At 67.0% G+C, this 24,029-nt stretch carries 23 protein-coding genes; 9 read left to right on the top strand and 14 right to left on the bottom strand.

The window, feature by feature from the left end; translation table 11 throughout:
• Positions 1–5 precede the first annotated feature (5 nt).
• Positions 6–986, top strand: a complete 981-nt coding sequence (gene pip / locus EGY25_RS14810; protein WP_135195794.1) for a prolyl aminopeptidase — start codon at positions 6–8, stop codon at positions 984–986.
• Positions 987–1,033: 47 nt separating this feature from the next.
• Here the strand turns inward: pip and EGY25_RS14805 are convergent, their stop codons facing one another.
• The gene (locus EGY25_RS14805; RefSeq protein ID WP_135195793.1) at positions 1,034–1,432 is read right to left on the bottom strand and encodes a DoxX family protein; all 399 of its coding nucleotides are present in this window, start codon (positions 1,430–1,432) and stop codon (positions 1,034–1,036) included.
• 70 nt (positions 1,433–1,502) lie between these two features.
• Positions 1,503–2,201 (bottom strand): pirin family protein, encoded by a 699-nt coding sequence (locus tag EGY25_RS14800; RefSeq protein ID WP_135195792.1) that lies wholly within the window; start codon positions 2,199–2,201, stop codon positions 1,503–1,505.
• Between the two features lie 120 nt (positions 2,202–2,321).
• Here EGY25_RS14800 and EGY25_RS14795 point away from each other — a divergent pair, with 120 nt between their 5' ends.
• Complete coding sequence (locus tag EGY25_RS14795; protein WP_135195791.1) at positions 2,322–3,248, top strand: LysR family transcriptional regulator; 927 nt, start codon at positions 2,322–2,324, stop codon at positions 3,246–3,248.
• Positions 3,249–3,251: 3 nt separating this feature from the next.
• On the opposite strand, the gene EGY25_RS14790 is transcribed toward EGY25_RS14795, so the two are convergent.
• From EGY25_RS14790 to EGY25_RS14775, 4 genes are all read right to left on the bottom strand, one after another.
• The gene (locus EGY25_RS14790) at positions 3,252–3,548 is read right to left on the bottom strand and encodes a hemolysin (RefSeq protein ID WP_135195790.1); all 297 of its coding nucleotides are present in this window, start codon (positions 3,546–3,548) and stop codon (positions 3,252–3,254) included.
• Positions 3,549–3,574: 26 nt separating this feature from the next.
• On the bottom strand, positions 3,575–3,787 hold the full coding sequence (locus tag EGY25_RS14785; RefSeq protein WP_135195789.1) for a hypothetical protein: 213 nt from the start codon (positions 3,785–3,787) through the stop codon (positions 3,575–3,577).
• Between the two features lie 101 nt (positions 3,788–3,888).
• Positions 3,889–4,347 carry a DNA polymerase III subunit chi gene (locus EGY25_RS14780; RefSeq protein ID WP_135195788.1) on the bottom strand — a complete coding sequence of 153 codons (459 nt, stop codon included), beginning with the start codon at positions 4,345–4,347 and terminating at the stop codon, positions 3,889–3,891.
• A gap of 19 nt (positions 4,348–4,366) precedes the next feature.
• Positions 4,367–5,842 (bottom strand): leucyl aminopeptidase, encoded by a 1,476-nt coding sequence (locus EGY25_RS14775; RefSeq protein WP_135195787.1) that lies wholly within the window; start codon positions 5,840–5,842, stop codon positions 4,367–4,369.
• 142 nt (positions 5,843–5,984) lie between these two features.
• Here EGY25_RS14775 and EGY25_RS14770 point away from each other — a divergent pair, with 142 nt between their 5' ends.
• From EGY25_RS14770 to EGY25_RS14740, 7 genes are all read left to right on the top strand, one after another.
• On the top strand, positions 5,985–7,121 hold the full coding sequence (locus EGY25_RS14770) for an LptF/LptG family permease (RefSeq protein WP_135195786.1): 1,137 nt from the start codon (positions 5,985–5,987) through the stop codon (positions 7,119–7,121).
• Positions 7,118–8,257 carry an LPS export ABC transporter permease LptG gene (gene lptG, locus EGY25_RS14765; protein WP_236547547.1) on the top strand — a complete coding sequence of 380 codons (1,140 nt, stop codon included), beginning with the start codon at positions 7,118–7,120 and terminating at the stop codon, positions 8,255–8,257. The genes EGY25_RS14770 and lptG overlap by 4 nt, the downstream gene beginning before the upstream one ends.
• A gap of 33 nt (positions 8,258–8,290) precedes the next feature.
• On the top strand, positions 8,291–10,741 hold the full coding sequence (locus tag EGY25_RS14760; RefSeq protein ID WP_135195785.1) for an LPS-assembly protein LptD: 2,451 nt from the start codon (positions 8,291–8,293) through the stop codon (positions 10,739–10,741).
• A gap of 72 nt (positions 10,742–10,813) precedes the next feature.
• Positions 10,814–12,175 (top strand): peptidylprolyl isomerase, encoded by a 1,362-nt coding sequence (locus tag EGY25_RS14755; protein WP_245159488.1) that lies wholly within the window; start codon positions 10,814–10,816, stop codon positions 12,173–12,175.
• Complete coding sequence (gene pdxA / locus EGY25_RS14750) at positions 12,172–13,176, top strand: 4-hydroxythreonine-4-phosphate dehydrogenase PdxA (RefSeq protein WP_135195784.1); 1,005 nt, start codon at positions 12,172–12,174, stop codon at positions 13,174–13,176. The genes EGY25_RS14755 and pdxA overlap by 4 nt, the downstream gene beginning before the upstream one ends.
• Positions 13,177–13,184: 8 nt before the next feature.
• Positions 13,185–13,994, top strand: a complete 810-nt coding sequence (rsmA, locus tag EGY25_RS14745) for a 16S rRNA (adenine(1518)-N(6)/adenine(1519)-N(6))-dimethyltransferase RsmA (protein ID WP_135195783.1) — start codon at positions 13,185–13,187, stop codon at positions 13,992–13,994.
• Positions 13,991–15,115, top strand: a complete 1,125-nt coding sequence (locus tag EGY25_RS14740) for a pyridoxal phosphate-dependent aminotransferase (RefSeq protein WP_135195782.1) — start codon at positions 13,991–13,993, stop codon at positions 15,113–15,115. The genes rsmA and EGY25_RS14740 overlap by 4 nt, the downstream gene beginning before the upstream one ends.
• Here EGY25_RS14740 and EGY25_RS14735 read toward each other — a convergent pair.
• From EGY25_RS14735 to fabD, 8 genes are all read right to left on the bottom strand, one after another.
• Positions 15,112–16,863 (bottom strand): ATP-binding protein, encoded by a 1,752-nt coding sequence (locus EGY25_RS14735; protein WP_135195781.1) that lies wholly within the window; start codon positions 16,861–16,863, stop codon positions 15,112–15,114. The genes EGY25_RS14740 and EGY25_RS14735 overlap by 4 nt on opposite strands.
• A 202-nt stretch (positions 16,864–17,065) precedes the next feature.
• The gene (gene gmk / locus EGY25_RS14730) at positions 17,066–17,707 is read right to left on the bottom strand and encodes a guanylate kinase (RefSeq protein WP_135195780.1); all 642 of its coding nucleotides are present in this window, start codon (positions 17,705–17,707) and stop codon (positions 17,066–17,068) included.
• Complete coding sequence (locus EGY25_RS14725) at positions 17,697–18,581, bottom strand: YicC/YloC family endoribonuclease (RefSeq protein WP_135195779.1); 885 nt, start codon at positions 18,579–18,581, stop codon at positions 17,697–17,699. The genes gmk and EGY25_RS14725 overlap by 11 nt, the downstream gene beginning before the upstream one ends.
• Positions 18,578–19,738: an endolytic transglycosylase MltG gene (mltG, locus tag EGY25_RS14720; protein WP_135195778.1), complete on the bottom strand. Its 1,161-nt coding sequence runs from the start codon at positions 19,736–19,738 to the stop codon at positions 18,578–18,580. Before mltG ends, EGY25_RS14725 begins: the two co-directional genes overlap by 4 nt.
• Position 19,739: 1 nt before the next feature.
• A complete protein-coding gene (gene fabF / locus EGY25_RS14715; protein ID WP_135195777.1) occupies positions 19,740–21,011 on the bottom strand; it encodes a beta-ketoacyl-ACP synthase II in 1,272 nt (423 codons plus the stop codon).
• Between the two features lie 151 nt (positions 21,012–21,162).
• Entirely contained in the window at positions 21,163–21,402 is a 240-nt protein-coding gene (locus EGY25_RS14710) for an acyl carrier protein (protein ID WP_008264317.1), read from the bottom strand.
• A 179-nt stretch (positions 21,403–21,581) separates the two neighbouring features.
• Positions 21,582–22,322 (bottom strand): 3-oxoacyl-[acyl-carrier-protein] reductase, encoded by a 741-nt coding sequence (gene fabG / locus EGY25_RS14705; RefSeq protein WP_135195776.1) that lies wholly within the window; start codon positions 22,320–22,322, stop codon positions 21,582–21,584.
• 142 nt (positions 22,323–22,464) lie between these two features.
• Entirely contained in the window at positions 22,465–23,409 is a 945-nt protein-coding gene (gene fabD / locus EGY25_RS14700; RefSeq protein ID WP_135195775.1) for an ACP S-malonyltransferase, read from the bottom strand.
• Positions 23,410–24,029 lie beyond the last annotated feature (620 nt).

Here is a 24,029-nt window from a genome sequence, read left to right as displayed (position 1 = left end):
CCTTCATGGCCTTCCCTACGCCCGCCGAGCCGCGTCGTGTGCTCCACCCCGAGATCGAGTCCTATGCCTCGGGCTGGATGACGACCGAGGGCGTGCACGAGATCTATTACGAGGAATCCGGCAATCCCCAGGGGCTGCCTGTTCTGGTGCTGCACGGCGGGCCGGGCGGCGCGGTCAACCCCGGCATGCGGCGCTTCTTCGACCCGGCCGTCTATCGCATCATCATGTTCGATCAGCGCGGTTGCGGCCTGTCGCGCCCCCACGCCTCGCTGGAGGACAACACCACCTGGACCCTGATCGACGACATCGAGCGGCTGCGCGTCCTCTGTGGCATCGACAAATGGGTGGTGTTCGGCGGTTCGTGGGGCTCGACCCTGTCGATGGCCTACGCCATCACCCATCCTGATCGGGTCAAGGCCCTGCTGCTGCGCGGCATCTTCCTGCTGACCAAGAAGGAACTGCACTGGTTCTATCAGGACGGCGCCTCGATGATCTTCCCCGACGCCTGGGAACGTTTCGTCGCCCCCATCCCCGAGGCCGAGCGCGGCGACCTGATGGCCGCCTATTACAAACGTCTGATCGGCGACGACGTAGCCGAGCGCGAACGCTGCGCCGTCGCCTGGTCCAGCTGGGAGGGCGAGACCGTCAGCGTCGAGGGCCCCAACGCCCGGCCGGACAAGTTCGCGGAGCCTGACTTCGCCGTCGCCTTCGCCCGGATCGAGAACTGGTTCTTCACCAATGCCGGCTTCTTCGAGGAGGACGGCTGGCTGCTGAAGAATGTGGACCGGATGCGCCACATCCCCTGCTGGATCGCCCAGGGGCGGTTCGACGTAGTCACGCCGATCTCGGGCGCCTGGGCCCTGCACCGCGCCTGGCCCGAGGCCCATCTGGACATCGTCGGCGACGCCGGCCACGCCTCGTCCGAGCCGGGCATCGTCGACAGCCTGGTCCGCGCCGCCGACTGGGCCGCGACCCTCCAGGCGTGAAAAAGCCGCCGCGCCCGACGGCGCGGCGGCTCTCCTTGTCTAAGAAATCAGAACCGCTTTGCGCTGCGGTCGTCGATGCTCCACGCACCGGGACCGGCCGTGAAGATGTAGAGAAAGACGAAACAGAACAGGATCGCCGCATCGCCGCCGTTCACTGCGGGATGCGGGCTGCTGGGGAAGTGGAACATCCAATAAGCCACCGCCATCTGGCCCGAGGCGATCAGTGCAGCCGGTCGCGTGAACAGGCCCAGGATCAGCAGCAGGCCGGTGACCAGTTCGATTAGGCCGCCGATCCCGAACAGCGACAGCAGCTCCTGCTGACCCGGCTCGGCCCCGGTCGGAAAGCCGAAAACCTTGACGACGCCATGCGCCAGGAACAGCAGGCCGGCGACGATCCTCAGCGCCGCCAGCGCGCGAGAAGACCAGCCATTCACTTGATTGAACATTTCTTTCCTCGGCTTTCAAAAGCAGACGTCACGGTCGGAACGGGTCCGACCGTGAAGCTTGATCCTAAAATCAGGCGGCGTCCACCAGCACGATCTCGGCGTCGGACAACGCCTTGACCGTCACGACATCCTCCTGCGCGATGGCCGCGCCGTCGCGAGCGCTCAGCTTGACGCCATTGACCTCGACCTCGCCCTTGGCCGGAACCAGATAGGCCCGACGGTCGGCGCCCAGCGAATACTCGGCGCTGTCGCCCGCCTTCAGCGTCGCCGCCACGATCCGCGCATCGGTGCGGATCGGCAGGGCATCCGCATCGCCCTCAAAGCCCGACGCCAGGACCACGAACTGGCCCGAACGCTCGCCCTTGGGGAAGGGCTTGGAGCCCCAGCTGGGCGCCTCGCCACGCTTGGTCGGCTCGATCCAGATCTGGAAGATCCGCGTCAGCTCCGGCTCGGCGTTGTATTCGGCGTGGCGGATGCCGGTGCCCGCGCTCATGACCTGGACATCGCCGGCGACGGTGCGGCCCTTGTTGCCCAGGCTGTCCTCATGGGTGATGGCCCCGTCGCGGACATAGGTGATGATCTCCATGTCGGCGTGCGGATGCGGCGGAAAGCCCGAGCCGGCGGCGATCTCGTCGTCGTTCCAGACCCGCAGATTGCCCCAGCTCATCCGCTTGGGATCGTAGTAGTTGGCGAAGGAGAAATGGTGTTTGGCGTTCAGCCAGCCGTGGTTGGCGCCGCCAAGGGTTTCAAACGGTCTGCGCTCGATCATCGAACTCGTCCTTTCGCGTCGGAACCGTCCGACGCCTTTGCTTGACGCCAAGATAGAGATCGGCGACCGAACAGAAATAGAAACAACCGAAACTCATCGTTTCACGACGCGGAGCCACCCATGTCCCGCCTGCCCGACCTCGAAGCCTTGGCCATCTTCGCCAAGGTCGCCGACAGCCAGTCGTTCTCCGCCGCCGCTGAGACCCTGGGCCTGTCCAAGGCCACGGTGTCCAAGGCGGTGACGCGGCTGGAGCAACAGCTGAAGACCACCCTGCTCCACCGCACGTCGCGCCGGTTCGCCCTGACCGATGCAGGACGCACCCTGGCCGCCCGCGCCGCCCATATGCTGGCCGAGGCCGAGGGCGCCGTGTCCGAGGCGCTGGACATGTCTGTCACCCCGCGCGGCCTGGTGCGGCTGGCGGCGCCCATGTCGTTCGGCATGGCCTATGTTGCGCCAGCCCTGCCCGAGTTTCTGGCGACCCACCCGGATGTGTCGATCGACCTGCATCTGTCGGACGAGGTGATTGATCTGGTCGGCGGAGGCTTCGACTGCGCGCTGAGGATCGCGGCCCTGGCGGACTCTTCGCTGACGGCGCGCAAGCTGCGGCCGGTGGCGCGCGCCCTGGTGGCCTCGCCGTCCTATCTGGAACAGCGCGGTCGTCCGACCCACCCCGACGACCTGGCTCGCCACGCCTGCCTCGGCTACGCCTACATGCCCAGCCCCGACACCTGGCGGTTCAGCAATGATGCAGGCGAAGAGGTCGTCGTGCATCCCCGCGGGCCGCTGAGGGCCAACAACTCCGACGCCCTGACCGCATCGCTGTGCGCGGGGCTGGGCCTCTTTCCCCAGCCGGACTTCATCTACTGGAAGGATGTCGCCGACGGCTGTCTGGAGACGGTGATGACCGACTGGCGCCTGCCGCCCATCGCGCTTCATCTGGTGGCGCCCAGCGGCGGACCGCGACCCGCACGGGTCACGGCCTTCATGGATTATCTGGCCGCCAAGTTCAGCGGGCCGCTCTGGCCCGGCGATACCGTGGGACGCTGAGCGTCAGCCGCACTTCACTTCGCGAACGATGCTGGTCGCCTCGTCATAGACGAAGTTCACCCGGTTCTCGCGATAGTCCATCGTCGCCGCGCAAGTGGTGCAAAGGACGCGGAAGGTCTGGCCCTCAGGGGCGGTCGGGATGGTCGAGCGGTTGCGCCCGACGTAGCTCTGATAGTCCTCGACCTTGCAGGCCTTGAAGGCGGTGTCCGACCCCGGCGTGGGATCGACAGTCTGCGTCGGCGCACAGGCCGACAACGCCAGGGCGGCGACAGCCGCCAGTGTGCTGAGAAGGGTCTTCATGATCGTCTCCCTATGGGCGCGGCCGACTAGCCGCAGCGAACCTGTTCGATGACGCCGGTCTGTTCGTTGTAGAAGATATTCAGCCGAAAGGCTGAAAAATCCTGCGTCACCGGGCAGGTGGTGCAGGTCACACGGCGGTTGACGACGTCCACCGGAACCGGGATTTCGGTGCGCGACTTGCCGACAAGATACTGCATCTCGCCAGCCTTGCAGACGTCATCGGTTTGCCCGGTCGGCATGCGGCTTCCGACGGGCGGGTTCATCTGCGCATGTTCCACAGCGCGCGGCGCGGGGGCATCGGCGACAGGCGTCGAGCAGCCCGCTAGCAAGACCAGCCCGATCAGGCCGCCTTTTCCCAGCGCCCTTCGTCGGTCTGACGCCAATAGGCCAGGTTCGCGCCCTGATCTTTCAACGTCTTCCAGCGTCCGCGCGCGTGCTGCAGGGCCGGCTCGTCCCGACCGTCGAAAATAATGAAGCATCGTTCGAACCCTTCCGTCGCGCCCAGTTCTGCGTCGTCAACGATGAACAGCGCCTGAGCGCCGTTCAGGTTCTCTCCCGATTCGCTCAACAGCACAGGCTGGCGGTCGGCATTGGGCTGATCCGCCCGGCCGTGCGGCAGGAAACTGTCGTCGCGAAAGGTCCACAGCGTCTCGTCGACCTCGTCCAGCCGATGCGAATGCGACGACTTGATCAGCGCCCGCCAACCCCGCTCGATCGTCTTGTCGAGCAGGGTCGGCAGCACCTGATCCAGCGTCGACCGCTCCAGGTGGTAGAACCAGATTTCGGGCTTGTCGCTCACCCGGCTCTATCTCCGGCGATCAGGCTTCGTAGGTGTCGGCGACCATGCGATCCAGCGTGCGCACGGCGAAGCCGACGCCGCCTTCCGGCACGGTGGGGCTGGGGCTCTTGTTGGCCCAGGCGGTCGGGGCGATGTCCAGGTGCGCCCACGGCACGCCGTTGGTGAACCGTTGCAGGAACAGGGCGGCGGTGATCGAGCCGCCGGCGCGGCCGTTGCCCGTGTTCTTCACATCGGCGATCTTGGAATCAATGTGCTGCTCGTAGATGGCCGGGATCGGCATGCGCCAGAAGTTCTCGCCGACTTTCGTCGCCGCCGCCAGGATCGGATCGGCCACGTCGTCGGAGTTCGAGAAGACGCCTGCGTAATCCAGGCCCAGGGCCACGATCATGGCGCCCGTCAGGGTCGCCAGGTCGATCATGAATTTCGGCTTGAAACGCTGCTGCGTGTACCAGAGGGCGTCGGCCAGAACGAGGCGACCCTCGGCGTCGGTGTTGATCACCTCGACCGTCTGGCCCGACATGGACACGACCACGTCGCCGGGCCGTTGGGCGTTGCCGTCCGGCATGTTCTCAACCAGGCCCAGGACGCCAACGGCGTTGACCTTGGCCTTGCGGCCGGCCAGGGCGATCATGGTTCCGGTTACGGCGGCCGCGCCGCCCATGTCCCACTTCATGTCCTCCATACCGTCGGCCGGCTTGATCGAGATGCCGCCGGTGTCGAAGCAGACGCCTTTGCCGACGAAGGCCAGGGGCTGGGCCCCCGCTTCGCCGCCGTTCCATTTCATGATCGCCAGTTGGCTCTCGCGACGGCTGCCCTGGCCGACACCCAGCAGGGTGCGCATGCCCAGTTTCTCCATCTCGGCCTCGCCGAGGATCTCGACCTCCAGGCCCAGGCTTTCCAGCGCCTTGACGCGCTTGGCGAACTCGGCCGGATACAGGACGTTGGCGGGCTCGGACACCAGGTCGCGGGCAAAAATCACGCCGTCGGCGACGGCCGACAGCGGCTCCAGCGCGGCCTCTGCGGCGCGCAGGTCAGAGGTCACGACGCGGATCGCGGTGATCGACGGAATCTTGTCCGGCTTCTGCGTCGTGCGATATTTGTCGAAGCGATAGGCGGCCAGACGCGCGGCGAAGCCGACGCGGGCGGCCTGCTCCGGCGCCAGGTCCGAGGCGTCGATGGTCAGAACCTCGGCGCCCGACAGCTTCACGGCCGCATAGGCGTTGCCGCCAAAGGCCTCGACCGCCAGGTCGTCCTGCTTGTCCTTGGCGCCCGCGCCGACCAGCAACACCGTGTCGGCGTTGACGCCGGCCGGGGCGGCGACGCTCAGGCTCTGACCGGCCTTGCCGGTGAAACGCCCCTTGCCGGCGGCCTTGGTCAGGGCGCCGCTGGTCTTGGCGTCCAGAGCGGTTCCTGCCGGCGTAAACGCGCGATCTTCAAAAACCGGAACCGCCAGAATCTCGGCGGCGTCCACGGCAGCGACGAACTCGATCTTCATTCAAACAACTCCAGCCAGGCCCCACCCGGCGTCTGCAAAGGCAAAAAGACAACGGCGCGTCTGCTTGTCGCGGACGCGCCCTGATGTGCTACTAGATGCGCCTCAATATCGCCGCCTGCAACCGGGCGAAGTCCAACCGCCCATGACCCTGATTCAAAGATACCTTTTTCGCCAGATCCTGTTCCCCGTGGTCGCCGCCTGCGCAGCGCTGGCGGGAATCGGAATTCTGAGCCAGAGCCTCGACCAACTCCAGGTCATCGTGGAGCGGGGCCAGAGCGTGTGGGTCATGGTCAAATTGACCTCGCTCGCCCTGCCGCAACTGCTCGCCGTGATTCTGCCCATCGGTCTTTTCGTCGGTGCCCTGATCGCCCTGACGCGACTGCAGCGCGAGCAGGAACTGACGGCGGCCTTCGCCGGCGGCATGACCCGCTGGCAGGTGATTTCTCCCGCCGCCCGCATCGCCGTGCTGGTCGCCCTGGTCACCCTGCTGGTCAACGTCTTCATCCTGCCCTGGGCGCAGCAGGAGGCCCGGCGTCAGGCCTTCGACATCCGCACCGACCTCGCCGCCCTGCTGGTCGAAGAAGGCCAGTTCGTCCAGGGGCCTGACGGCCTGACCGTCTATGTGCAGCAGATCGAACAGAACGGCCTGCTGAAGAACCTGTTCGTCTATCTGGACGACAAGGAGAAGGTCACGACCTGGAACGCGTCGGAGGCCCGATTCAGTCGCGATGCAGGCGGGACGCCGGTCCTGACCATGCTTGACGGCTCGGCCCAGCGTTACTCGTCGGGCGGCGTGCTGGAGACCTTGTCGTTCGGCCGATACGACTTCTCGCTCGCCCCCTTCGTCGGCGTCACCGACACCATCCGCTACAAGCCGACGGACCTTTATCTGCGCCAACTGCTTAACCCGACGGCCAAGGTGATCGAAGTCGCGGGATCGCGCGGCGAATTGCTGGCCGAGGCCCATTCGCGCCTGTCGTCGCCGCTCTACGCCCTGGTCGCCATGGCTCTGGCCCTGTCCGCCATCCTGGGCGGCGCCTTCAGCAGGACCGGCTATACGCTGCGGATCGCCAAGGCGGCGGGCCTGTTCCTGCTGCTGCGCGTCATCGGCTATGGCCTCGTCGCCGCCAGCGCCTGGAATGGCTGGATGAACATTCTCCAATATGTGGTGCCCGTCATCGCCATCGCCGTCGCCCTGCGCGTCCTGTTCCGCGCGCTGAAGCCGCGACGCAGCAAGCGCTGGCTCTTCGTGCGCGACCTGAAAGCGAGGTTCGCATGACCACCGCGCTCATGCCGGCCCGTCGTTCGCCGCATATTCCTCGTCTCGGCGGGATCGAACGCTATGTGTTGGTCCAGCAGCTCAAGTCGCTGGGCGTGGCCCTGGCCGTGATCTCGGCCCTGGTCATGCTGATCGACTTCGTCGAGGTCTCGCGCGGCGTCGGCTCGGCCCAGGACCTGTCGGCGGTGCGGATCTTCGGCCTGGTGCTGCTCAAGTCGCCGTCGGTCATCGTGCAGCTGATGCCGTTCGTCTTCCTGTTCGGCACCCTGTCGGCCTTCATCAGCCTGAACCGGCGCAGCGAGCTGATCGCCATGCGCGCCGCCGGCGTGTCCGCCTGGCGCTTCGTCCTGCCGGCCGCAGGCATGGCTTTTGTCCTTGGCGTGCTGACCGTGACCGTGCTGGGACCGCTGGCCTCGGCCGGCGACGGCCTGTGGCAGCGCGAACGCGCGCGCATCTCCGGCACGGCGCCCGGCGGCGATCCCAAGGAGGCGATCTGGCTGCGCGAAGGCGACGACCAGCGTCAGATGATCATCCGCGCCGGACAGCAGGACCGCGCCAACGCCCGTCTGTTGAACGTCAGCTTCTTCATCTACACGACCGCACCCGGCGGCGGCCGCACATTCTCCGAAAGGATCGACGCCAAGTCGGCCTCGTTGAATGCGGGCGCCTGGCGCCTGACCGACGCCGTCGGCGCCCAGATCGGCCAGCGCGCCGTGACCTATTCCAGCCTGACCCTGGTTTCCAGTTTGGCCGACGAAGAGGCCTTCGACCGTTTCGCGCGGCCGCAATCGACCCCCTTCTGGTCCCTGCCCAATCAGATCAGCCGCATCGAAAACGCCGGCTTCACCTCCACCGCCTACCGCCTGCGCTTCCAGCAGCTGTTGGCCACGCCCCTGGTGTTCGCCGCCATGTCGATTCTGGCCGCCGCCTTCTCGCTTCGGCTGATGCGTCTGGGCGACCTGGCGCGGATGAGCGTGTCCGCCGTGGTGCTGGGTTTCGCCTTCTTCTTCCTGAACCAGTTTTCTTCGGCGATGGGATCGGCCGAGGTCGTTGCGCCCTTTGTCGCCGCGTGGCTGCCGCCCGTTCTGACGGCGCTCGCAGCCTTTACCTTGCTGTTCTATACCGAAGACGGCTAATCGGGCGCTCGCTTCTCAGAATACGGATGGCCTATGCAGGGTGATCGCCGCGATCGGCGCCTCAACGCTTTCAGAGCAAGGCTTCTCGCCGGTGCGACATTGGTCGCCTGCGCGCCCTTCGCCATGCCTGTTCTGGCGCAAACCGTTCCGGCCGCGACCACGACCGCGCCTGCCGACGGCCTGCAGCCGGAAGCCGTCTATGTCGATGCCGACAACGCCCGCCGCGAAGGCGACAACATCGTCGTCAGCGGTACGCCCGAGAACCGCGCCTATGTGCGCACCCGCGGCCATGTGCTGCGCGGCGAGAACCTGTCCTATGACCTGAACGCCGGTTCGGCGACCGGCGAAGGCCAGGTCGAGGCCATCGCGCCGGACGGAACGGTCGTCTACGCCAGCCGTCTCGAACTGGACAAAGACCTGACCACCGGCGTCGCCGTCGATTTCGCCACGCGCCTGTCGAACGGCGCCAGCCTGATGGCCGCCACGGCCGTGCGCCGCAGCGAAAACGTCAACGAGCTGAACTATGCGCGCTTCACCCCCTGCCCCATCTGCGACGACGGCGGGCCGAAGACGCCGACCATCTCGATCCAGGCCGAGAAGGTGGTGCAGGACGAGCAACTGCGCGCCATCCTGTATCGTAACGCGGTCTTCTACATCGGGCCGGTGCCGGTCTTCTACACCCCCTTCTTTGCCCACCCCGACCCTACGGTAGAGCGGGCGTCGGGCTTCCTGGTGCCGATCGTCAACTATGACGAAGGGCGCGGCGTCTCGGTCGAGGTTCCCTACCTCCACGTCGTCTCACCGTCCGAGGACTGGCTGATCAGCCCCCAGATCAACACGTCCGTCGCCCCGCTGCTGAACCTGCAATGGCGCCGCCGATTCGCCGACGGCATGATCGTGGCGCGTGGCGGCTATACCTACGCCCGCGAGTTCGGCGATTTCGATCTGGACGGCGACGGCGACTTCGAGAGCAATGTCGATTTCGGCGACCGCAAGAGCCGCAGCTATCTGCTGTCGCACGGCGAATTCGACCCCGACGGTCCGTGGCGCTTTGGCTTCACGGCCGAACGGACCTCGGACAAGACCCTGTTCGACCGCTACGATGTCCGCGATCCCTATCAGGACAACGGCCTCTACTACGGTGACCGCCGCCGTCTGATCAGCCAGATCTACGCCGAACATCAGACCGACCGTTCCTATGTTTCGGTCGTCGCCTTCTCGATCCAGAGCCTGCGCCTGAACCCCGCCTTCGCCGCAAACGACTTCCGCGACGCCAACGGCTTCAAGGTGTTCGAGAACGACGACACCCTGCCCCTGGTCGCGCCGCTGATCGACGCGCGGTGGGAGCCGCACGAACTGGTCTTTGGCGGGCGTCTGCGCCTCAAGGGCTCGGCCGTTTCGCTTTATCGCGACGCCTTCGTCGGCGCGCCGATTCTCAACCCCGAGATCGTGCCGCCCGTCACGACGGGCCTCAGCGGCGTCGACAGCCGCCGCATCACGGGACAGATGGAATGGCGTCGCACCGTTATCCTGCCGGTCGGGATCCGTGTCGAGCCCTTCATCGACACCCGCGTCGATCTCTATTCCATGTCCGATCTGCCCCCCATGATGGGCATAGACAGTGACTCAACCGTCAGCCGTTCGCGCCTCAGCGCCGGCGTGGACGTCAGCTATCCTTTGGTCAAACGCATCAGCGACGCCGACATCATCCTTGAGCCGGTCGGCCAGCTGTCGGTCTCCAACAAGGTCAGCTTGGATCGTCGCATCCCCATCGAGGACTCCCAAGTTCTGGAACTGGACGAATCGTCCCTGTTCCGTATGGACCGCTTCTCCGGCTACGACCTGCTGGAGGGCGGCGTGCGCCTGACCGCCGGTGGACGCGCCACCATCCGCTGGGCCGAAGGTCGCAAGGCCAGCCTGTTCGTCGGCCGGAGCTATCGCTTCGACCAGCAGGACGACTTCCGCACCTCCATCCCCGACGATCCCGCTCGCCTCTACGATCCGACGGGGCTCGCGGCGGAGACCTCCGATTGGGTGGTTCAGGGCGATTATTCGCCGTCCGACCGCATCCGCAGCTGGGTTCACGCCACCATCGACGGCTCGGGCGACGTGCGTCGCGCTGAGGCCGCCGTCGATGGCCGCTGGGGCCGTCGCAACCTGGCCACCGTCAGCTACATCCTGGATCAGTCGAATCCGATCGATGGACCGCTGAACCGCAACTACGAGTTCGTCCAACTGGCGGGTCAGCAGTTCGTCTATGGCAACTGGGGCGTCGCGGTCGCCGGCATCGCCGATCTGGATCAGAACGAGATCACCCGATCCGAGGTCGGCGTGCTCTTCGACGACGATTGCCTTCGCTTCGAACTGGGCTATCGCCGCGACAACACCCGTGCGCGGCCCGGCGGCCCGTCGGAAGGCATCTATGTGCGCCTAAACCTCGCCACTTTCGGAGGTTCAGGTTATGGACAGGGCGATATGCGTTGAGCATGACGCTTTACGGGGCGCGACCGCCTGCCGGCCTGGCTGGCGGACCGCTGTGAGGAATCAGGACGACCAATGGGTTTGATGCGTTATTCGACGGGGGCTGCGCTCGCGGCGTTCCTGCTCGCCGGTTCTGCCCATGGCCAGACGGCGCCCGCGCCCGTTCAGGCTCCCGCGCAAGGCCCCGCGGCCGGCGCGCCCAATCCTGCTGGGGAGGAGGCGCCCGCCGCCGCTCGCGCCGAACCTCAGTTCGAGATGGCCGACGGCATCGTCGCCACCGTCAACGACAAGATCATCACCGGCTATGATCTGCGCCAGCGCATGCTGATGCTGATCGCCTCATCCCAGGTCCAGCCGACCGAGCAGAACCTGCCTGCTATCCAGCAGGCCGCCCTCAACGCCCTGATCGAAGATCGCCTGAAGACCCAGGAGATGGCCAAGTTCGAGAGCCTGCAAGTCACGGACGAAGAGGTCGACGCCGAAATCGCCGAAATGGCGCGTGCGGCCGGCACGGCGCCCGCCGCCTATCTGCAGTTCCTGCAACAGGGCGGCATTCAGCCCGCCGCCTTCCGCGAGAACCTGCGCACCCAGATCGGCTGGGGCCAGCTGATTCCCGGCCGTTTCAACAGCCGCGCCCGCCCCAGCACCCTGCAGGTCGATCAGGAAGTCCGTCGCCTGAACGAGGCCGCGTCGAAGCCGCAGTTTCTGATCGGTGAAATCTACATCGACGCCGCGCGCGTCGGCGGCGCACCGGCTGCGCTGAATGGCGCTCGTCAACTGGTGCAGCAGATCATCGGCGGCGCGCCCTTCCAGGCCGTCGCGCAACAGTTCTCCTCGGCCCCGTCCGCCAACGCCCGCGTCCCCGGCGACGCCGGTTGGGTGGTCAAGGATTCGCTGCAACCGGCCGTTCAGTCTGTGCTGGAACAGCTCCAACCGGGCCAGTTGTCCAACCCCATCGTCGTCGATGGCGGCGTCTATATCCTGTATCTGCGCGACAAGCGCGACGGCGCCTCCACTAGCCTGGTTTCGCTGCGTCAGGTCATGGTCGAACTGCCCGAAACCGCTTCTGAAGCCGATGTCGCGGCCGCCAGCGCCAAGCTGGAAGCGATGCGGACTGGCCTGACCTGTGACAACATCATCTCCCAGGCGCGCGCGACCGAGGGCGTCCTCGGCGCCGACTTGGGCGAATCCGACGTCGCCAACCTCGCGCCCCAGTTCCAGCAGTTCGCCCGCACCGGCGAAATTGGCACGGTCTCCACGCCGATCCGCACGCCCCTGGGCCTGCACCTCGTCGCCGTCTGCGGTCGTCGCGTGGGCGGCCCGGAGGCGCCGAACCGCCAGCAGGTCGAAAACCGGCTGCGCAGCCAGAACCTGGCCGTGCTGGAGCGTCGCTATCTGCGCGACCTGCGCAGCGACGCCCTGATCGAGTTCAAATGACCCCAGCGGTCGCGCCTCTGGTCCTGACGCTCGGCGAACCCGCCGGCGTCGGGCCCGAGATAATCGCCGCCGCCTGGAAGGCCCTGAACGCCCAGCCTCTCGACTTCGCCGTCATCGGCGACGCAGCCCTCCTGCGCGCACAGAGCATCCCCGTCGTCGAGGTCAATGGGCCCAGCGACGCCCATGGCCGCTTCGCCTCGGCGCTTCCGGTCATCCACCGCCCCCTTCCCGCGCCGGTCGAGGTCGGAAGGCCCGATCCCGCCAATGCCTCCGCCGTCGCGGACGGGATCGAAGAAGCCGTCAGCTTCGCCCTGTCCGGCGAGGCTTCCGGCGTTGTCACCGCTCCTATCGCCAAGGCGCCGATGTACGCCTCTGGCTTCCGCTTTCCCGGCCATACCGAGTTCATCGCTGAACTGACCGCCGATGCGCCCTACGCCGGCACGCGCGGCCCGGTGATGATGCTGACGGCGCAAAACCTGCGCGCCTGTCTGGTCACCATCCATGTGGCCCTGGACCAGGTGCCGGAACTGGTCACGGCCGAGCGCGTCGCCCGGACGGCCCGCGTGGTCCACGAAAGCCTGAAGCGCGATTTCGCTATCGCCCGCCCGCGCCTGGCCATGGCCGCCCTGAACCCACACGCTGGCGAGGGCGGCGCCCTCGGGCTTCAGGAGATCGACATCCTGATACCGGTCGCCCAACAGCTCCGCGCCGAGGGGATCGACATCACCGACCCTAGACCCGCCGACACGATGTTTCATGACGAGGCGCGGGCCGGCTACGACGCCGCCATCTGCATGTACCACGACCAGGCCCTGATCCCGGTCAAGACGCTGGACTTCTGGGGCGGGGTCAATGTCTCGCTGGGCCTGCCCATCATCCGCACCTCGCCCGACCACGGCACCGGTTTCGACATCGCCGGCAAGGGCGTCGCACGGCCCGACAGCCTGATCGCCGCCATTCGTCTGGCATCGGAGATGGCGGCGGCCCGCGCCGCGCGCTAACAGGGCGTGTGACCGACCTTCCCTCCCTCCGCGAAACCCTCGACGCCCACGGCCTGCTGGCCAAGAAGAGCTTCGGCCAGCATTTCCTGCTGGACCTCAATGTGACGCGCAAGATCGTCCGCATGGCCGGCCCGTTCGACGGCCGGGCCGTGATCGAGGTCGGCCCCGGCCCCGGCGGCCTGACCCGCGCCCTGCTGGAATCCGACGCCGGCCCGGTGGTCCTGGTCGAGAAGGATCCGCGCTTCATCCCCCTGCTGACCGAACTGGACGACGGCTCCGGCCGCCTGACCATCGTCGAGGCCGATGCGCTGAAGGTGAAGGAGGCCGATCTCGTCTCCGGCCCGACCCATCTGGTCTCCAACCTGCCCTACAACGTCGGCACCCCCCTACTGATCAAATGGCTGACGGGCCCCTGGCTCCCGCACAGCCTGACCCTGATGTTCCAGAAGGAGGTCGCCGAGCGTGTCGCCGCGGGTCCGGGCGAAGACGCCTATGGCCGTCTGGCCGTGATCTCCCAGGCCGTCTGCACCGCCCGCATCGCCATGCACCTGCCCGCCGCCGCCTTCACCCCGCCGCCCAAGGTGGCCTCGGCCGTGGTCCACCTGGTACCTCTGGACGAACGCCCGTCGCCCGAACGCCTGAAGAAGCTGGAACGCGTCACCGCCGCCGCCTTCGGCCAGCGCCGCAAGATGCTCCGCTCCAGCCTGAAACAACTCGGCGGCGCCGCCCTGTGCGAGGCCGCCGGAATCGAGCCGGACGCGCGCGCCGAGACCATCGATGTGGCGGGCTTCCTGCGTCTGGCGGATGCGCTCCCATGACGGTCGAACCCTTCCGCGCCATCTCCATCAGCCGACTGGCGCACCAGTTGAAGGCCGAAGGTCGGTCGATCATCCATATGGAGTTCGGCCAGCCCTCGACCGGCGCCCCCGCCGCCGCCATCGCCCGTGCGCATCAGGTGCTGGACGCCGACGCCATGGGCTATTGGGAAAGCCCCGATCTGCGCGCCCGCATCGCGCGCCTGTATGACGACCGGTACGGCGTCACGGTTGACCCCGACCGCATCCTGCTGACCTGCGGCGCCTCGCCGGCCCTGGTCCTGGCGCTCAGCACCCTGTTCAAGCCCGGCGACCGCGTCGCCTTGGCCCGCCCCGGCTATGTCGCCTATCGCAACACCCTGCGCGCCCTGCACCTTGAACCCGTCGAGATCGCCTGCGGCCCCGACACCCGGTTTCAGCTGACCGCCGCCCAGCTCCAGGCCCTGGATCCCGCCCCCGCCGGCGTCATCATCGCCAGCCCGGCCAATCCGACCGGCACCATCATCCCCGACGCCGAACTCACCGCCATCGCCGAGGTCTGCCGCGCGCGCGACATCGCCATCGTCTCGGACGAGATTTATCACGGGCTCAGCTACGTCGGCCCGACCCCGTCGATGCTGCAGTTCGCCCCCGACGCCGTGGTGATCAACAGCTTCTCCAAATACTGGAGCATGGCCGGCTGGCGCCTGGGCTGGCTGCTGGTGCCTGAGAGCCGGATCGACGCCGCCCGCGCCTATATCGGCAACATGTTCCTGACCCCGCCGTCGCTCAGCCAGCACGCCGGCCTCGTCGCCATGGACGCGGTCGATGAGCTGGAAGGCCATATCCACAACTACGCCCGTAACCGCCAGCTGATGCTGGACGCCCTGCCCGCCCTGGGCCTGAAAAAGATCGCGCCACCGGACGGCGCCTTCTACATCTGGGCCGACATCGGCCATCTGACGGACGACAGCGTGGCCTTCTGCGAGCGGTTGCTGCGCGACACCGGCGTCGCCACCGCGCCCGGCGTCGATTTCGACCCCGTCGACGGACATCGTTTCATTCGCTTCAGCTTCGCCGTCTCGACGCCGGAGATCGAAGAGGCGCTTAACCGCCTGCGCCCCTGGTTCGCCGCCCTGGCCTAAGCCGCTTCGGCCTGCCCGCCCGACGACGTCGCCTTGTGCAAGGCGTCGTAGAGCTTGCGAGGCTCCAGCGGCTTGGCCAGCCAGTCCGTCATCCCGGCTGCATAACAGGCCTGAACCTGCGCCGCCTCGGTCCCGGCGCTGAACCCGATCACCGGAACCGCAGCATTCAAACCGCCCGATGCGCGCAGGCGGCGCGTCGCCTCATTGCCGTCGATGCCCGGCATGTTGACATCCATCAGCACCACGTCGAACGGCCGCTCGGCCAGCAGCGCCAGCGCCAGATGACCGTCCGAGGCGGTCGCCAGGTCCACGTCCAGCGGCTGGAGCACTAGGGAGATGGTGCGACGGTTGATCTCGTGATCGTCCACGGCCAGCACCCGGATACGGCGCGCCAACACCGGCGCCGCAGCATCCAGGCTATTCTCGGCTTGCGTCGGCTCGCCCGCAGGCAGGTCGATGCACAGGGTAAAGGCGGCCCCCTGCCCCGGCACGCTCTCGACCGTCAGGTCGCCGCCCATCAATCGCGCCAACTCGCGGCTGACGGTCAGGCCCAGCCCCGTCCCGCCATAGGTGCGCGCCACCTCGGCCGATCCTTGAGCGAACGGCGTGAACAACCGGCTCATAGCTTCAGGCGTGATGCCTGCACCCTGATCGGTGACGGTCAAGGTCAGACGATGGCGGCCGTCGGCGCCCGGCGCTGCGGCCTGCAGCCGGATCGTGCCGGCCGGCGTGAACTTGATCGCATTCGACACCAGATTGTTGATGATCTGGCGCAGACGATAGGGATCGCCCCGCAGCCAGACGGCGTCACCTTCGCCCCCCGACATCTCCAGCGTCAGTCCCTTCTCGGTCGCCGGCGCCGCCCAGAACCGCGCTGTGTCGCGCATCAGGTCGCCCAGTTCGAAGTCGCGGCTCTCCATCGACATCGCCCCGGCCTCCATCTTGGAATGGTCCAGCAGGTCGTTCAGCATCCCGGTCATCAGCTGCCCGGCGTCAATGATCAGGTCGGCGGTCTCCTCGCGCTGCTCGGGCAGCTTGCCGCCGCGAATGACATGGGCGCCGGCCAGGATGGCGCTGACGGGCGTGCGCAGTTCGTGGCTGACGATGGCCGCCATCGCGGCGCGATCCGCCATGGCCGCCTGGGCCTGCTCCAGCCGCTCCTCGGCCTCGGCGCGCGACTGGATTTCGGCCTGACGCGCCGCGTGCACCCGCCAATAGACGTTCAGGATCGCCCCCGCGAACAGGGCGGCCGACAGGGTCATCACCACGACGCCGTGAGTGTTGCCCTGAAGGATCTTGACCACAGGCATCAGCGTCAGCACCGCCAGATAGGGGCCACCGCCGATGAAGAAGATCGTGCGCGAGCCGATCCCGGACGCCACATTGGTCAACAGACCGCCCGCCAGCGTCAGGGCGGCCAAGGTCACCAGGGCCGGATGATTGGACGACCAGATGATCAGCGCCATGCCGCCATAGGTCGTCGCCATCAAGGTCGTGGAGGCCAGGGCCAGTGCGACCCAAAACCGTCGGCGGGAAGGTTCTGCACGCCTGAATGGCGCCATGGCGACTAATTCGAACGCTTGAACCAGCAGCGCGACGGCAAGCCAGAGGGGAATCCACCGCCCCATGTCGGCCGCATACATCGCCCAGGCGACCACCACTGCCAGCAGAAGCCTCACCGGAACCTGCTTGACGCGTTCCTTGGCGCTGCTGGCCAAGAGAGGCCCGATTGAATCCAGAAAACGCATGATACCCCCGTTCACCGCCTAACGTTAGGTCAAGAGGGCGAACAGGACGTAAACCAAGCACATACAGCCGCTAGGGAATGTTCCCTATCGCCTCATTTACCGTCTGAAACCTTCTGTCCGGCGATAAGGGCTTCAGTAGCGTAGCGTTGAGTAACCCGCAGCGCCGCCGGTCACCCCCACGGCTTGCGGCGCTGCTTTTTATTCAGACGACCTCGCGCAGCAGCGCGGTGCGATAATCCTCGACCCACAGGTTACGGAACCGGCGCGACCGCTCCGCATGATAGATGTGGGCGAGTTCGGCGTAGGATCGGTCGAAGTCCTCGTTCACCAGCACATAGTCGAAGGCGTCGCAGTGTTCGATCTCGCCCTTGGCGTTGGCCACGCGGCGCTCGATCACGTCGTCGGCGTCCTGCGACCGCGTCACCAGGCGTCGGCGCAGCTCTTCCAGACTGGGCGGCAGGATGAAGACGCGCACGGCGTCCTCCGGGCATTTCTCGGCCACGTCGCGCGCGCCCTGCCAGTCGATGTCGAACAGGACGTCGCGCCCCTCGGCCAGCGCCCGATCCACCGGCGCGCGCGGGCTGCCGTAGCGATTGCCGTGAACGTCCGCCCATTCCAGGAAGGCGTCTTGGTCAATCAGCCGCTGAAACTCGTCGTGCTCGACGAAATTATAGTCGCGCCCGTGCACCTCGCCCGGGCGAATGCCGCGCGTGGTCATGGAGACGGACAGCTCCAGGCCGCCGTGATCCGCCATCAACCGGCGACACAGCGACGTCTTGCCGGCGCCCGAGGGGCTGGCGACGATCAGGAGGACGCCCCGGCGGGGCGTGCGTTCATTCGACATTCTGGACCTGCTCACGCAACTGTTCGATGACGGCCTTGAGCTCCAGGCCGATTCCGGTGAGCGCGGTCGTAGCGGATTTCGAGCACAGCGTGTTGGCCTCACGCATGAATTCTTGCATCAGGAAGTCGAGTTTACGACCGGCGGGCGCCGAGGCCACAAGCTGGCGCGCCGAGGCGACGTACGCCGTTAGCCGATCCAGTTCCTCGCGCACGTCCGCCTTGGTCGCCAGGGCGGCCGCTTCCAGAAAAATCCGGTCTTCCAGACCCGGCGCATCCGGCGCCAGTTCAGTGATTCGACGCGTGAAACGCTCGCGAATGGCTTCGACCTGGACTGTCGCCTCGCCTTCGGCCTGCATCGTCAGCGTCTCGATCCGGGCGATAAAGTCTTCCAGCACCGGCGTCAGCTGCGCGCCCTCGTTCTGGCGCGAGGCCTTCAGCGCATCCAGCGCTTCCTCGACCGTGTGCGCCATGGCGGCTTCCAGCACGGCGCGATCTTCGGGATCATCCACCTCTTCCGGCGCCTCGATCACGCCGCGCAGGGCCAGCAGGCCGTCGGCCGACGGCGGCGTCGCGCCGTCCTCGGCCAGTTCATTGGCCAGGGTCAGATAGCGCGCCAGCACGGCGGCGTTGATCGTGACCGCCGCCTCGCCTGCCTCGACCCGCTTGGCCTGGACGCCAACGGTGACCTGGCCCCGCGCGAACCGCGCCTGGCCCGCCGCCTTGGCCGCGCGCTCCAGCGCATCGAAACCGTTCGGTCCCCGGAACCGGATCTCCAGATTGCGCCCGTTGACCGAGCGCGCCTCGACCGACCAGGTCCAACCCTCGCCGGCCCCATCCGCCCGGCCAAAGCCGGTCATTCCAGAGAGGCTGCTCATAGTGGTCCCTGCGTCGCGCCTGCCGGAAGCGTGATCGTCGCCTGTCCGCCGGCAACGGGCGCAGCGGCCGGCTCGGTCGTCATCGGCGCCGCACTGGTCCCCGGCGTCACAGGCGCAGCGGCCTCGGGCGGTAGGCCCGCCTTCTGACGCTCGATGTGGCGCCAGCGCGCCACGTTCTGCAGATGCTCGTCATAGGTCAGGGCGAAGGCGTGTCCCCCTGATCCGTCCGCGACGAAGAACAGGGCTGGATCAGCCGGCGGGTTCAGCACCGCCTGCACCGCCTCCTTGCCCGGATTGGCGATGGGCGTCGGCGGCAGGCCGTTGATCTGATAGGTGTTCCACGGCGTCGGCGCCAACAGCTCGGAACGCCGGATGCCGCGTCCCAGCGGCCGTCCCTTGGTCACCCCATAGACGATGGTCGGATCGCTCTCCAGCCGCATCCCAGCCCGCAACCGGTTCGAGAACACCGCCGCCACGCGCGGACGCTCGGCCGCCAAGGCCGTTTCCTTCTCCACGATGGAGGCCAGGATCACCGCCTCCTCGGGCGTGCGCGCGACCGTAGCCGGCGAACGCTGGCTCCACAGCAGACGCAGGTTCTCGTTCGCCGCGCGCTGCATCCGGTCGATCACAGACTGACGCGTATCGCCGCGCGACACCTCATAGGTGTCAGGCCACAGGCTGCCTTCCTCGGGCGTCTCGACCACAGTTCCAGTCAGCACCGGCTCCTTGTTCAGGATGTCCACCGCCTGCATCGACGACCAGCCTTCGGGCAAAGTCACGAAATGGCGCACCACCCGTCCCTCGACCAGCAGGTTCAGCACACCGGCCAGGGATGTGCCCGACGGCACCTCGTATTCGCCGGCTCTCAGCCGACGATCCGCCCCGGTCAGGGTCGCCGCCGCGCGGAACAGGTCCGTCGAACGGATCACCCCCGCCGCCTTCATCCGCGCCGCGATGGCGGAGACGCCCGTTCCGCTGGCCAGGGTCACGACCGTTTTGTCGCCCTGCCGCGCCGACGGCCCCGGCGCATAATAGATCGCCCAAACCGCGATCAGCGCGGCGAGCAGGAACAGGCCGAAGGTCGCGGACGCGGTCAGCAGCGAGACCGTGAACCCCGACCGCCCGCTGGATTTCTCGACCCGTCCGCGCCCGAACATCTCAGTCGACCTTCTTGAAGATCACCGAGGCGTTGGTGCCTCCGAAGCCAAAGCTATTTGACATGGCCACCTCGATCTTCATTGGCTTGGCCTTGTTGGGCACCAGGTCGATGGGCGTCTCCATCTCCGGGTCGTCCAGATTGATGGTCGGCGGCGCGACCTGATCGCGGATCGCCAGCACGCAGAAGGCCGCTTCGATGGCCCCGGCCGCGCCCAGCAGGTGCCCCGTCATCGACTTGGTCGAGCTGACGGTCAGGTTCTTGGCGTGATCCCCGGCCAGGCCCTCGATGCCCTTCAGCTCGATCCAGTCGGCCATGGTCGAGGTGCCGTGGGCGTTGACGTAGTCCAGATCCGACGGCTGCATCCCCGCCCGTTTCAGCGCCATCTTCATGGCCCGGACCCCGCCTTCGCCGTCCTCGGACGGGGCGGTGATGTGATAGGCGTCGCCGCTCATGCCGTAGCCGACGACCTCGGCGTATATCTTGGCCCCGCGCGCCTTGGCGTGTTCGTATTCCTCCAGCACCAGGATCCCGGCGCCTTCGCCCATGATGAAGCCCGCGTGGCCCCGGTCATAGGGACGCGACGCCTTCTCCGGCGTGTCGTTGTAGGCGGTGCACAGCGCCTTGCAGGCCAGGAAGCCCGCGATGCCGATCGGCACGACCGAGCTTTCGGCCCCGCCCGCCACCATCACATCGGCATCGTCCAGGGCGATCATTCGGGCCGCATCGCCGATGGCGTGGGCGCCGGTGGCGCAGGCAGTCACGGCCGCATGGTTCGGCCCCTTCAGGCCGTGGCGGATCGAGATCTGCCCCCCGGCCAGATTGATCAGGGCGCTGGGGATGAAGAAGGGGCTGACGCGGCGCACGCCCTGTTCCTTCAGGACGATGGCCGTCTCGGCGATGGGGCCCAGGCCGCCGATGCCGGAGCCGACCATCACGCCGGTGCGCTCCTTGTCCTCGTCTGTCTCGGGCTTCCAGTTCGCATCGGCCAGAGCCTCGTCCGCCGCCGCGATGGCGTACAGGATGAAGTCATCGACGCGCTTTCTGTCCTTCACGGACATGATCTTTTCGGGGTCGAAGTCGCCTTCGCCGCCGCCGCCGCGTCCATCGACGCTCGGGATTTCACCGGCGATGGTGCAGCCATAGCCCGTGGTGTCGAACGACGTGATCGGACCGATGCCCGATCGTCCCTCGACGATACCCTTCCAGCTCTTCTCGACGCCCCAACCCAGGGGGGTCAGCAGACCGATGCCCGTAACGACGACGCGGCGCATGGTGCGTGCTCCCTTATCTCCAGCCCGACCTTTCAGAATCATCGCGGATTCCCAAGGGTCAGAAACAGTAAAGGCCGCCGGGCGTCTCCGCTAGGAGCGCCGGGCGGCCCTGTGAACCGTCAGCCTGTTCGGCCGATGTCGGCGACTGAAATCAGCCGGCTGACTTTTCGTCGATGAACTTGACCGCATCGCCGACCGTCTGGATGTGCTCGGCGGCGTCATCCGGGATCTCGATGTCGAATTCTTCTTCGAAGGCCATCACCAGCTCGACGTTGTCGAGCGAGTCGGCGCCCAGGTCGTCGATGAAGCTGGCCTTTTCCGTAACCTTGTCCGGATCGGCGTCCAGGTGGTCGATGACGATCTTGCGAACGCGCTCTAGGGTGTCGGACATGAGTGTCTCTCTGCCTGTTTGAAATCGCCGCGGAGGCGGGGGTAGCTAAGAAATCGCCGTCTCACGGCAGCGATGGCGACGCAAGCCCGAAAGCCCGAACCGCCGTTGCATCAAGCCCTTTAGCACAGGCTTTCGGGCTGGAAATAGTCTGTTGCGCGTCGTGATGACGGCAGACGACCTTAAATCATCGCCATGCCGCCGTTCACATGCAGGGTCTGGCCCGTCACATAGGCGGCTTCGTTCGACGACAGATAGACGGCGGCGGCCGCGATCTCGTCGCCCGTGCCCAGTCGTCCGGCCGGGATACGGCCCAGGATGGTCTCGCGCTGCTGATCGTTCAGCACATCCGTCATCGGCGAAGCGATGAAGCCCGGCGCGATGCAGTTGACGGTGATGCCGCGCGACCCGACCTCCTGCGCCAGCGACTTGGAAAAGCCGATCATGCCGGCCTTGGACGCGGAATAGTTGGTCTGGCCCGGATTGCCGGTCACCCCGACGATTGAGGTCACGCCGATGATTCGCCCCGAGCGCCGCTTCATCATCCCCTTCACCGCCGCGCGGGTCAGGCGGAAATAGCTTTCCAGATTGACGGTCAGGACGGACTGGAAGTCCTCGTCCTTCATCCGCATCAGCAGGCCGTCCTTGGTGATGCCCGCATTGGCCACCAGGATGTCCAGCGGCGCGCCCGCCGCCGCCTCGGCCGCCGCGACCAGATTATCGACCGACTCGGGATCCGACAGGTTCGCCGTGGCGAAATGCGCTCGCTCGCCCAACTCTTTGGCCAGATCCGCCAGAACCGCCTCGCGCGTGCCCGACAGCACCACGGTCGCGCCCTGGGCGTGCAGCCCCCGCGCCACGGCCCCGCCGATCCCGCCCGTCGCGCCGGTCACCAGCGCGGTCTTGCCTGCAAGATTGAACATTTAGATTCTCCGCTCATCCCGGCGAAAGCCGGGGCCCAGTGCTTTCATACGCAGGATGGCCGGGATCACCGTTCCTGCGCAAACCCAAACGCTCATCGCCCAAAGATCTGGGTCCCGGCTTTCGCCGGGATGAGCGGCTAAATCAAAGAGCCTTGGCGAACGCTTCCAGCTCTTCCGGCGTATTCAGCGGCAGGCTCTCGGCCTCCGGCGCAATCCGCTTGGCCATGCCGGTCAGCACCTTGCCTGAGCCGATCTCGACGAAGCGGGTCACGCCGCCTTCCGTCGCCATCCACTCCATGCTCTCGCGCCAACGCACACGGCCGGTGACCTGCTCGACCAGCAGCCGGCGGATGACTTCAGGATCGCGCTCCGGCCGCGCCAGCACATTGGCCACCACGGGCACGACCGGCGCCACGATGGTCGCCGAGGCCAGGGCCGCCGCCATCTCGTCCGCCGCCGGCTGCATCAGCGGGCAGTGGAAGGGCGCCGAGACGTTCAGCGGGATCGCCCGCGCGCCCAGTTCCTTGGCCTTTTCGATGGCGCGGTCCACCGCCGCCTTCTCGCCCGAGATGACGATATTGCCGTTGTTGTTGTCATTGGCGACCACGCAGACGCCGACCTCGGCGCCCGCCGCCGCCGCCGCTTCCGCCAGGGCCAGATCCGTCTTGGGGCCGATCAGCGAGGCCATCGCCCCCTGCCCCACCGGAACCGCCAGCTGCATGGCCTGGCCGCGCAGCTTCAACAGCCGCGCCGTATCCGACAGCGAGATCGCCCCGGCCGCCGCCAGAGCAGAATATTCGCCCAGCGAGTGACCGGCGACATAGGCCGCCGTCGTCACGTCGAAACCGAACTCGACCTTCAGCGCCCGGATCGCCGCCACCGACACCGCCATCAAGGCGGGCTGGGCGTTCTCGGTCAGGGTCAACTGGTCTTCAGGCCCCTCGCGCATCAGCACGGACAGCTTCTGCCCCAGCGCCTCGTCCACCTCGGCAAAGACGTCGCGCGCAGACTGGAAGGCGTCGGCCAACTGCGCGCCCATGCCGACGGCCTGGCTGCCCTGCCCCGGAAACAGAAGTGCGAGGGTCATCGACCCCTCCCTGAATCATTGATCAAGAGCGCGGACCCGTAAGGCCAGACTTCCGTGAGGGCAAGGCGGTAGCGGCTCCGCCACGCTCACCTCCCCGTCGGCGAAGGCCGACGGGGAGGACAGGCGATCGCGTCAGCGAGCGCCAGAAGGGGGCGCCTCGGTCTCCGAAGCTGGCGTGGTCATCACCCTGTCAGAGTCGCCCCCTGTGGTCGCTCCCGCTACCTGTTCTCCCCGCGCCTCCACGCGCGGAGAGGTTAAGCCAACCCGCACAAGCTCGCTTGGCCTGCGACCTTGCGGCGGCGGGAGCGGATGGAATGGGGGCGGGTCTGGAACGGCTCGTGTTGACATCGACTCATGGAGCGGTGTCGGAGGGGCGCGGGGGATACTCGGCCGCACTCGGGACAGTCCTCGCAGGGACTGCCGACCCGTCGCAGGCTTATGGGGTTAGGCGATAAGACCGCCACCGCTCGACGCCCCGTCCTCGGGCTTGACCCGAGGATCAGCAGACCAACCAACCGCGCGGAGCGTCAAACCCTTCGTCGAAACGGTACTTACAAACTCACACTCCGGGCGAAGGCCCGGCGCTCCGCCCAGCCCTCCAAGAATGGGCCTCCTTCCAC

The sequence above is a fragment of the Brevundimonas intermedia genome (assembly GCF_004614235.1).
Taxonomy (GTDB): Bacteria; Pseudomonadota; Alphaproteobacteria; order Caulobacterales; family Caulobacteraceae; genus Brevundimonas; species Brevundimonas intermedia_A.
This window is presented reverse-complemented; position numbering and strand designations above follow the sequence as displayed.